The 1,813-nt window shown below is 76.3% G+C and carries 1 protein-coding gene and 1 pseudogene; both read left to right on the forward strand.

Annotated elements, in window-relative coordinates; all coding sequences use genetic code 11:
* The first annotated feature begins 51 nt into the window (after positions 1-51).
* On the forward strand, positions 52-1,248 hold the full coding sequence (gene kynU / locus L1885_RS27945; protein ID WP_235799935.1) for a kynureninase: 1,197 nt from the start codon (positions 52-54) through the stop codon (positions 1,246-1,248).
* Positions 1,249-1,334: 86 nt separating this feature from the next.
* Positions 1,335-1,748, forward strand: a pseudogene (locus L1885_RS27950) (alpha/beta hydrolase); the annotation flags it as partial.
* Between the last annotated feature and the right edge of the window lie 65 nt (positions 1,749-1,813).

The raw sequence follows: 1,813 nt of genomic DNA on the forward strand, positions 1-1,813 counted from the left end.
CCCGCCGCGGCGGCCGCGCCGCCCGCCCGTCCCGGGTCCTCCGGCCCCGGCCTGGCGGCGCGCGCCCGGCATCTCGACGACACCGACGCGCTCGCGCCGGCGCGCGAGCTGTTCACACTGAACGACGGCGTCGTCTACCTCGACGGGAACTCCCTGGGCGCACTCCCGGCCCACGTCCCCGGCCGGATAGGCGATGTGATCACCCGTCAGTGGGGCGAACTCGGCATCCGATCCTGGGGCGAGAGCGGCTGGTGGACGGCCCCGGAGCGGGTCGGCGACCGGATCGCGCCGCTCGTCGGCGCGGAACGGGGGACCGTCGTGGTGGCGGACTCGACCAGTGTGAACGTCTTCAAGGCGCTGGTGGCCGGCACCCGGCTGGTGGGCGAGGAGCGCGACGAGATCCTGGTCGACGCGACGACGTTCCCCACCGACGGCTACATCGCGCAGTCCGCGGCGCGGCTCACGGGCAAGCGGCTCGTCGCCGTCGAACCCGCGGACGTGGCGGCCCGGGTGGGGCCGCGCACGGCCGTGGCCCTCGTCAACCACGTCGACTTCCGCACCGGCCGGCTGCACGACCTGCCCGGCACCACCCGGGCCGTGCGCGCGGCCGGCGCGATCGCGGTGTGGGACCTGTGCCACTCCGCGGGCGCCCTGCCGGTCGGCCTCGGGGAGCACGGCGTGGACCTGGCCGTCGGCTGCACGTACAAGTTCCTGAACGGCGGCCCCGGCTCGCCCGCGTTCCTGTACGTCGCGCCGCGCCACCAGGGCGTGTTCGACTCGCCGCTGCCGGGCTGGAACTCGCACGCCGACCCGTTCGCGATGGCGCCGGCCTACGCGGCGGCGGACGGCGTGCTCCGGGGCCGCGTCGGCACCCCCGACATCCTGTCGCTGCTGGCCGCCGACGCGGCGCTCGACGTGTGGGACCACGAGGCCGTCTCGATCGGGGCCGTACGGGCCAAGAGCCTGGCGCTCACGGACTTCTTCCTGGAGTGCGTCGAGGCGTACGCGCCGGCGGGCCGCGTCGCGTCGATCACCCCGGCCGCGCACGCCCAGCGCGGCAGCCAGGTGGCGCTGCGGTGCTCCCGGGCACCCGCGGTCATGGAGGCGCTCATCGCCCGCGGCGTGGTCGGTGACCTGCGCAGACCCGACATCCTGCGGTTCGGGTTCACGCCCCTGTACGTGGGGTTCGCCGACGCCGAGCGCGCCGCCCGGGTACTCGCCGGGGTGCTGGCGGAGGGCCCCGCGTGAGCACGGAGTGATCAAGGGCCCGATCTGCTGGTAGCGTCCCCGCAGGTCGGGCCAATTCCGGCCACCAGTCGAAAGGTTGGACGAGCATGCCGGACGCCTCCGGGCACGGACCCGCTGACGGCCACGCGCGGGACGAGACCCGCGGCGCCGCCCGGGACGCGGCCCGTGACGCCGCAGAGTACGACTCCCTCTTCGGGCACCCTCCGGTGGAGCCCGACGCCACCGCCGCGTACGGCGAACACCCCGACCAGCTGGTCGACTTCTACGCGCCGCGCGGCGAGGTCCGCGGCAGCGCGCCCCTCGTCGTGCTGCTGCACGGCGGCGCCTACCGCGCCCGCGTGGACCGGCGGCACTTCTCGCCGCTGGCCGACTTCCTCGCGCGGCGCGGCTTCGCCGTGGCGAGCGTCGAGTACCGGCGCGGCGCGGCCCTGCCCCGGCAGGACGACGGCGCGCGCGCCGACACCGCGAACGCAGCCGCACCAGCCCAGGGAGAAGCACCGTGACCGACACCGCCCGCACCGCCCAGGAATGCCCCGCCCCCGTCACCGCCTCCCCGGCCGGCGGC

Origin of the sequence: Streptomyces fuscigenes, from assembly GCF_021556455.1 — a bacterium.
Taxonomy (GTDB): Bacteria; Actinomycetota; Actinomycetes; order Streptomycetales; family Streptomycetaceae; genus Streptomyces; species Streptomyces fuscigenes.